The sequence below is a fragment of the Solibacillus sp. FSL W7-1436 genome, assembly GCF_038007305.1.
Classification (GTDB): domain Bacteria; phylum Bacillota; class Bacilli; order Bacillales_A; family Planococcaceae; genus Solibacillus.
The window spans coordinates 1,486,494-1,495,000 of sequence record NZ_JBBOWV010000001.1 but is presented as its reverse complement, the minus strand read 5'-3'; the positions used below and the strand labels follow the sequence as shown (position 1 = coordinate 1,495,000).

General features: G+C 42.0%; 10 protein-coding genes (1 of these 10 only partly in view). All 10 read right to left on the bottom strand.

The window, feature by feature from the left end; genetic code table 11:
* Positions 1-1,340, bottom strand: the 5' portion of a protein-coding gene (gene lysS, locus MKX73_RS07505; protein ID WP_340716915.1) for a lysine--tRNA ligase. Its footprint begins 163 nt before the window's first position; 1,340 of the gene's 1,503 nt are visible here — the first part of the coding sequence; its start codon is at positions 1,338-1,340; its stop codon lies off the left edge, out of view.
* 175 nt (positions 1,341-1,515) lie between these two features.
* Positions 1,516-2,526: a tRNA dihydrouridine synthase DusB gene (dusB, locus tag MKX73_RS07500; RefSeq protein ID WP_340716914.1), complete on the bottom strand. Its 1,011-nt coding sequence runs from the start codon at positions 2,524-2,526 to the stop codon at positions 1,516-1,518.
* Between the two features lie 21 nt (positions 2,527-2,547).
* Entirely contained in the window at positions 2,548-2,751 is a 204-nt protein-coding gene (locus MKX73_RS07495; RefSeq protein WP_340716913.1) for a helix-turn-helix domain-containing protein, read from the bottom strand.
* A complete protein-coding gene (gene folK, locus MKX73_RS07490) occupies positions 2,703-3,227 on the bottom strand; it encodes a 2-amino-4-hydroxy-6-hydroxymethyldihydropteridine diphosphokinase (protein WP_340716912.1) in 525 nt (174 codons plus the stop codon). The genes MKX73_RS07495 and folK overlap by 49 nt, the downstream gene beginning before the upstream one ends.
* Positions 3,224-3,592 carry a dihydroneopterin aldolase gene (gene folB, locus MKX73_RS07485; protein ID WP_340716911.1) on the bottom strand — a complete coding sequence of 123 codons (369 nt, stop codon included), beginning with the start codon at positions 3,590-3,592 and terminating at the stop codon, positions 3,224-3,226. Before folB ends, folK begins: the two co-directional genes overlap by 4 nt.
* Before the next feature lie 10 nt (positions 3,593-3,602).
* Positions 3,603-4,463 (bottom strand): dihydropteroate synthase, encoded by an 861-nt coding sequence (gene folP / locus MKX73_RS07480; RefSeq protein ID WP_340716910.1) that lies wholly within the window; start codon positions 4,461-4,463, stop codon positions 3,603-3,605.
* Positions 4,447-5,310, bottom strand: coding sequence for an aminodeoxychorismate lyase (gene pabC / locus MKX73_RS07475; protein WP_340716909.1), 864 nt, complete (start codon positions 5,308-5,310; stop codon positions 4,447-4,449). Before pabC ends, folP begins: the two co-directional genes overlap by 17 nt.
* Positions 5,311-5,322: 12 nt before the next feature.
* Positions 5,323-5,892, bottom strand: a complete 570-nt coding sequence (gene pabA, locus MKX73_RS07470) for an aminodeoxychorismate/anthranilate synthase component II (protein WP_340716908.1) — start codon at positions 5,890-5,892, stop codon at positions 5,323-5,325.
* Positions 5,889-7,298: an anthranilate synthase component I family protein gene (locus MKX73_RS07465; RefSeq protein WP_340716907.1), complete on the bottom strand. Its 1,410-nt coding sequence runs from the start codon at positions 7,296-7,298 to the stop codon at positions 5,889-5,891. The genes pabA and MKX73_RS07465 overlap by 4 nt, the downstream gene beginning before the upstream one ends.
* Positions 7,299-7,447: 149 nt before the next feature.
* A complete protein-coding gene (cysK, locus tag MKX73_RS07460; RefSeq protein WP_340716906.1) occupies positions 7,448-8,383 on the bottom strand; it encodes a cysteine synthase A in 936 nt (311 codons plus the stop codon).
* Between the last annotated feature and the right edge of the window lie 124 nt (positions 8,384-8,507).

The window sequence follows — 8,507 nt, the reverse complement described above, 5'->3', positions numbered from 1 at the left end:
TCGTCATTGCCTGCTTCTTTTTCTGCCATTTGAGCTTCGAAACGCTCACGTTGATCGATTGGATCGTTTAATTCTGTGAAGGCATTTGCATGCTCACGGCGAACGATAAATAGCTCGAAACGGTCTGTGAAGCGTGGGTCTTCAGGATTTTTCTTCGCTAATGGAGAAATTTCAACCGGGTGACCTGTTACGAAAGTAGGCTGCACTAATGTTTCTTCTACTTTTTGCTCAAAGAATTCATTGATGATGTGACCTACTTCGTGTGCATCTTTAATTTCCACACCGTGTTCAGCAGCATGTTTGCGTGCTTCTTCTACAGTCATTGGTGCCCAGAAGTCTACACCTGTTGCTTCTTTAACTGCATCTACCATATGCACACGTTTCCAGCCGACACCTAACTCAATTGTATCCTCACCGTATTGTACTGATGTTGTGCCAAGAACGTCCTGAGCTACATGTGCAATAAGGTTTTCCGTTAGATCCATAATATCGTTATAATCTGCATATGCTTCATATAATTCGATCATTGTGAATTCCGGATTGTGACGAGTTGAGATACCTTCGTTACGGAATACACGACCGATTTCATATACTTTCTCCAAGCCGCCAACGATTAAACGTTTTAAATGCAGCTCGATTGCGATACGCATATATAATTCCATATCTAAAGCATTGTGGTGTGTAATGAACGGACGAGCCGCCGCGCCACCTGCAATTGTATGCAGCATTGGTGTTTCAACTTCCAAATAACCATTGTTATCTAAATAGTTGCGGATTGCACGAATGATTTTTGAACGTTGGATGAATGTTGTTTTTGATTCATCGTTTGTCATCAAGTCTACATAGCGTTGACGGTAGCGTTGTTCTACATCTGTCAGGCCGTGGAATTTATCAGGTAACGGGCGTAACGCTTTCGTTAGGAAAGTGAACTCTGTTGCTTTAACAGATAGCTCTCCAACTTGCGTACGGAATACATTTCCTTTTACCCCTACGATATCTCCAAGATCCGCTTTGTTGAATAATTCGTATGCTTCTTCACCGATTGCATCTTTACGTACATAAATTTGGATTTGGCCGGCTAAGTCCTGGATATGCGCAAAACCTGCTTTACCTTTACCGCGCTTTGTCATAATACGTCCTGCGATTACAACTTCACGTGGATTTTCTTCTAATTGCTCTTTATCTAATTGCTCATTTTCTGCAATAACTTCGTTCGATAAATGTGTGCGTTCAAAACGGTTACCGAATGGGTCCATACCGTTTTCGCGAATATCTGTCATCTTCTGGCGTCTCACCAAAAGTTGGTCGTTTAATTCTTCGATATTTGACACGTATTTCACTCCTTAATGTTTTTGCGCTCCAAAACGGCACAATAGTCCATAATGTTTCCATTGTACAGCATTTCTTATAGCGATTCACCTGTTTCGAATTAATTTTAAATATCAGATAATTCTGTTAAGCGCTTTTTCTTTACATAACAAAAAGGCATCATGAGCTGATGCCTTTCACTACTGTCTATACAATAACCGCTTCTTCTTCGTATTCATCTGCCACACTGTTCAAAAGAATACGTAAGTCTTGCTCAGTCTCTGTTAAATTGATGGCATTACGGATTTTCCCGTTTCCGCGAATTCCTTTTAAATACCATGATGCATGTTTACGCATTTCTCTTACCGCCACTTTTTCACCTTTAAGTGCTTTCAGACGTTCAAAATGGAGTAAACAAACATCCATCTTTTCACGAACAGATGGCTCTGGAATTTGAATGCCTGATTCCAAGTATTTCACCGTTTGATAGATCATCCATGGATTCCCTAAAGCAGCACGGCCAATCATAACCGCGTCTGCATTCGTATGTTCCAGAATGCGCTTTGCATCTTCCGGTGTTTCCACGTCCCCATTTGCGATAAACGGAATGCTGATATTTTTCTTAACTTCGGCTAAGATATCCCAGTTTGCCTTCCCTTCATACATTTGCACACGTGTTCGGCCATGCATTGCAATAGCCGCTGCACCTGCACGTTCTGCTGCTTGGGCATTTTCCACAGCGAATACACGCTCTTCATCCCATCCGATACGCATTTTTACCGAAACCGGCTTGTCTACTGCATCGACAACAGCTGAAACCATTTCGTAAATTTTGTTCGGATCAAGAAGCCATTTTGCACCAGCTTCACATTTAATAATTTTGTTTACAGGACACCCCATATTGATATCGATAATGTCGGCTGTTGTATGTTTGTCTACAAACTTCGCTGCCTCTACTAAATTTTCTTTGTCTCCTCCGAAAATTTGCAGTGTCATCGGATTTTCGCGCTCATCGATATAAAGCATGTCCAATGTTTTTTTGTTGCGGATATTCAACGCTTTATCACTGATCATTTCAGCATAGACTAACCCTGCACCAAACTCTTTTACAGTTAAACGGAAAGCCGAGTTGCAAATTCCAGCCATTGGGGCAAGAACGACACGGTTATCCATAATAATATCGCCTATTTGGAATGGCTTTTGGTCGATGTTTGACACCTTTATGTTCCCTCCACTTGGTTATTCACCTTTTAATTCGTTTATATCTATTTGTAATACATCTGCAATTGTTTGAAGTTGTTCTTCAGAGGCTTTTTTCTCGCCTCGTTCAATACGCCCTAAAATTGTTACAGATATACCTATATGTTTTGCAAATTCGGTTTGCTGAATTCGTTTTAGTTTTCGAAAGGCACGAATTCTGCGACCGTATTGATTTTCTTCCACAGATTGACGCCTTCTTTCTCTATATCAAGTGCATGTAACGCTTTTTGCACGCCTACAAGCATATCACAGTTTTGCGTCATAATCTCTTCTAATGGTACAAGCACGAATGCACGCTCATACATACGAGGATGTGGAATCGTTAAATTTTCTGTTTCATATTGTAATTGACCATACAGCAAAACGTCCAAATCGATAATTCGTGGTCCCCAGCGGAATTTGCGAACACGGCCGAGATCATTTTCGATTTTTTGGCACTGGGCAAGAAGCTCATAGGCATCAAGCTCTGTTTCAAGAGCAACGGCAATATTTAAAAAATCGGCCTGGTCTGTATAACCTACTGCTGCTGTTTCATAAATTGAAGAAATCGCTGTTACTGAAATGGCCTCATGTGCAATGAGCAGCTTTACCGCGTCCTGCAAGTTTTGCTCACGCTCACCGATATTTGTGCCAATCGATAAATAAGCTGTCGTCATCATACGAATTGCCCTCTAGTAATTTCAACTGCAACTTCTTTATAATGCCCCGGAATTGGAGGATCCGGCTTAATAATTTCGACGCGGCACCCGAAAATCTGACCTTCATACTGCGTTAAAATACTTGAAGCCACTTTTTCCGCAACTGCTTCAATTAATTTAAACGGTTTACCTTCAATCACTTCTTTACAAATATCATAAACGCCAACATAGCTTACCGTATGATCCAGCTCATCCGTCTCACCTGCCCGCTTCATGTCAACAGCAAGTGAAACATTAGCCCGAAAGCGTTGTCCTAATACGTTTTCTTCCGGTAATACACCGTGATAACCAAAAAACTGCATTTCTTTTAAATGAATATAATCCATTGCAAACTCCTTAATGTCTCGGTGCCAATTCACCTTGTACTTCAAATTTCCCTACAAGCGCATCCATCATTTTCACTGTACGCGCAACTTCCTTAACATCATGAACACGCATCATATGGCAGCCCTTTTGGACTCCAAATGCGCACGTAGCGGCTGTCCCTTCCACTCGTTCCTCTACAGGCAATTCTAAAATCGATCCGATCATACGCTTGCGTGATGTTGCAAGCAATACCGGATACCCTAATGCTACAAGCTCATCAAGGCGCTGCATTGTTTCAATGCTTTCGCTTAGACTTTTCACAAAACCGATGCCCGGATCAAGGAAAATGTGCTCGTCTCGCACACCTGCTGCTTTTGCAATCGTAATGCTTTCCTGCATATCGGACATATAATCGGAAAAGTAGTTATCGTACTGATCTGACAGTCGGTTATGCATTAAAATAATCGGCACATCCAGTTCTGCAGCAACATTCGCCATTTCCGGATCCGCTTTTGCACCCCATATGTCATTAATAATATGTGCACCCGCTTCAATTGCGGCACGTGCAACATTTGATTTATACGTATCAATTGAAATAATCGCAGGTACTTCTTTAAGAAGCGCTCTAATTACCGGTACGACACGTGCAATTTCTTCCTCATCGGAAATTCGTATATAGCCGGGGCGTGTAGATTCCCCGCCGACATCGATAATTTTCGCTCCATCTGCCACCATTTTTTTCGCCTGGGCAACAGCTTTTTCTACCGAATTGAACTTGCCGCCATCCGAAAATGAGTCGGGTGTTACGTTTAAAATGCCCATCACGAATGTTTCTTTGTGAAAATCCAATTCAATCCCATTTAATGTGAGTACTTTATAGTTTTCTAACATGACGTTCTCCTAAAAGCGTAATGATTTTCTGTAAATATATTTGATGCAGCTTTTTATAAAGTCTGCCTTCGCTGCCGGCAAACTGCACCTTACCAATACGGGAAATCGGTACAAGCTCCTGTACAGCAGTTGTGATAAAGCATTCATCTGCCTGTTCCAATTCCCATGCCATAAAGCGGCCTTCCCGGACCGGGATTTGGAGTTCGTCAGCGAGTTGAATGACGATTTTTCGGGTAATCCCCGGTAAAATACCTAAATTAGTAGAAGGCGTATACAGTATACCATCTTTTATCCAAAAGACGTTTGACGTAATGCCTTCTGCGACAATACCGTCCTGATTGGTAAAGAATCCTTCCTGTGTCGCCAAGCTAGGCAATTCTAGACGCGCCCGAACATTGTTGCCGTAATGATGACTTTTATAGCGCGTCTGCTGTTCAGGGGAATTTCGCGCTGTTTTCAGCCAGACCGCTTCTTTTTCTGTACCGCGCACCATATTCGGCAGTTCTTTGCGAAACAGAATAACGGTCGGTTCGTTATATTCTGACGGGGCAAGTCCGATCGGATGTACACCAGCCGAGACATTCAAACGAAAATACCCTTCTTTTCCATCCTGTGCATTCAACTTTTCAATGATCTCTTCCATGTTCTGCAGCGTATACGGAAAATCAATACGGTATTCTTTTAAAGCTTCCAGCAGGCGGCTGAAATGCTCATGTAAATAGACAGCCTTTCCCTCATATGTACGAAACGTTTCAAAAAAACCGAGTCCATATAAAAAACCGTGATCAAATGGGGAAATTTTCAGATCCTGTTCATCGATATACTGACCATTCATCCAACAAAGCATTGCCCTTTCCTCCTAACAATACGTCTCAATAAATGTTTTTAACAGCTGCATGCCGTCTTCAGTCATAATCGATTCCGGATGATATTGAACCCCTTCAATCGGATACTGTTTATGACGCAGACCCATAATTTCGCCTTCCTCTGTCCAAGCCGTCACTTCCAGACAGTCCGGTAATGTTTCAGGTTCTACAATCAGCGAATGATAACGCGTTGCTAAAAACGGATTCGCATTGTTTTTATGCAGACCAATTCCATTATGAAGAACAGGAGATGTTTTCCCATGCATCAATCTCTCGGCACGCACGACTTCGCCTCCAAACACTTGTGCAATTGCCTGATGGCCTAAGCACACACCTAAGATTGGAAGCTTCCCTGTGAAATGTTCGATAATGCGAAGGCTTTCCCCCGCATCATTTGGTGTACAAGGTCCCGGTGAAATAACAAGCATCATCGGACCTAGCTTTTCGATTTCTTCCACCGTAATTTCGTCGTTGCGCTTTACGACCAGCTCATGGCCGAACTCACCGAAATATTGCACTAAGTTATATGTAAACGAATCATAGTTATCAATCATTAAAATCATTTGCTCACCTCTTCTGCCATCGCTTTTGCCTGCCACATTGCCTTCGCTTTATTCATGGATTCAATATATTCGTTTTCCGGAATCGAATCGATGACTATTCCTGCACCAGCCTGAATGTACGCAATGCCATCTTGAATATACGCTGTACGGATAACGATATTTAATTCCAGGTCGCCTGTGTAGCCAATCCAGCCGATCGATCCTGTGTAAAGACCACGGCGTACAGGCTCAAGCTCTTCAATAATTTCCATCGTACGGATTTTCGGTGCTCCTGTAATCGTTCCACCCGGGAACATTGCCCGAATGACATCGGCATTTGTTTTTCCTTGCGCAATTTCCCCGCGGACATTCGAAACGATATGCATTACATGCGAATAATGCTCAATTACCATGAACTCATTTACTTCTACCGTTCCGTATTTGCTCACCCGTCCTAAATCATTGCGTTCCAGGTCAACCAGCATGACATGTTCTGCACGCTCTTTTTCATGTTCAATAAGCTCATTGGCCAAGGCCAGATCCTGCTCCTCGGATTCTCCGCGCGGACGTGTCCCTGCAATCGGTCTTGTTGAAAGTTCATTACCTTTACGTTTTACAAGCAACTCCGGTGAACCGCTGACAACCGCAAAATCTTCACTTTCAATATAGGCCATATACGGCGAAGGATTAAACGAACGAACTGCCTCATACATCGCAATCGGTGCAGCCGAAAGCTTTTTCGCCTGACGCACAGATAAGTTCACCTGGAACACATCACCTTGTCCAATATAGTGCTGAATTTTATGTATAGCAGCTTCAAATGCATCCCCGCTGAAGGAAACTTGCAATTCCGCTTCATCCTGCTGCATATTTTTTGCTGTTTCCTGGTTAAAATGACGCTTTTCCAATCCGGCTTCCGCATACTGTTGCCAATCCGATTGCCATGAAGGCAAATCAACTTCACAAGTAGCAAATTTCATCAATGTCACTTCATCTGTTTGGACATTATGTACTGCCCAATGATCAAACAAATAAAAATATAGATCCGGTACTTGCAAGTCATCTTCCGCTTCATTTGGAAGAAATTCAATTGTGCGCGCATAATCATATGAAATAAATCCAATTGCCCCGCCTTGGAAATCAGGAAGCTTCGGGTTCGCTTCAAGCTTATACTCGGCAATCACTTTTTCCAGCTCCGCGAGTGCTTCACCTGTTTTCAGCTCTGTCTCGCCATTTCCCCAAGTCAGTTCAAGACCTTGAGCCAATGACTTTGCGGTTGCAATAGGCTTCCATGCGGCGATCGAATATTGCCCCCCACGACCGCTTTCCATAAACGCCCGCTGTTTTTCGGTTGCCGTCTGTTCCTGAAAACTATAATAAAATTCATCTTTTGTCATGTAAAATGTATGTGTTTCTAGTTGTTGCATCAATTTACACCTGCTTTGCCTTTTTCTTAATTAAACTCGATAACGCTGTAAAAATCCATTTTTAACTTAGCAGTTTCTAAGAAAAAAAGCCATTTTGCGAGAGTTATTCTCGCAAAATGGCTTCCGAAGATCTTTTAGATAAATTTTAATTAGTCTTCAAATTGGTATAAAGGTGTTGATAGGTAGCGCTCACCGTTTGATGGGATAATCGCTAGTACGTTTTTGCCTTTACCTAAACGTTTTGCTGTTTCGATTGCTGCGTAAATTGCTGCACCTGAAGAAATACCAGCTAAAATACCTTCTTCGCGTGCTACTTTACGTGCATATTCGAATGCTGTTTCGTTTTCAACCGGTAATACAGAATCATATACTTCTGTGTTTAATACGTCCGGAATGAAACCTGCACCAATACCTTGAATTTTATGTGGGCCAGGGTTACCGCCTGAAAGAATTGGAGAATCTTTAGGCTCAACTGCGATGATTTCGATTTCAGGGAATCTATTTTTCAATACTTCGCCTGCACCAGTAATCGTACCGCCAGTACCTACACCTGCAACAAATGCATCTAATTTTAAGCCGTCTTGCTCGAATGCTTCCGCAATTTCAGGACCTGTTGTTAAACGGTGAATCTCTGCGTTTGCTTCATTTTTGAATTGTTGTGGCAAGAAGTAGCCTTCTGATTTAGATAATTCTTCTGCTTTTGCAATTGCACCTTTCATACCTTCAGGACCAGGTGTTAATACTAAATCAGCACCATAGGCACGTAAAAGGTTGCGGCGCTCTAATGACATTGTTTCAGGCATTACTAAAACTGCTTTATAGCCTTTTGCTGCAGCAATCATTGCTAAACCGATACCTGTGTTACCAGAAGTCGGCTCGATGATTGTACCGCCTGGTTTTAATGTGCCGTCTTTTTCTGCTGCTTCAACCATAGCTAAAGCTAAACGGTCTTTTACAGAAGAACCTGGGTTAAAGTATTCAAGTTTTACATAAACTGTACCTTCATTTTCACTTGTTGCATTGTTTAATTTTACGATTGGTGTGCGACCTACTAAATCCGCCACTGAATTTGCTAATTTACTCATTTTATCCATTCCTCTCCAAATCCCTACCAACTCAATAGGTTTTACTTAATTTGTATCTTATCAATTTTTAATACTACTTGTCAATTAATTGAAACGAAATTTTCGGAAAATTTCTGACTATTCC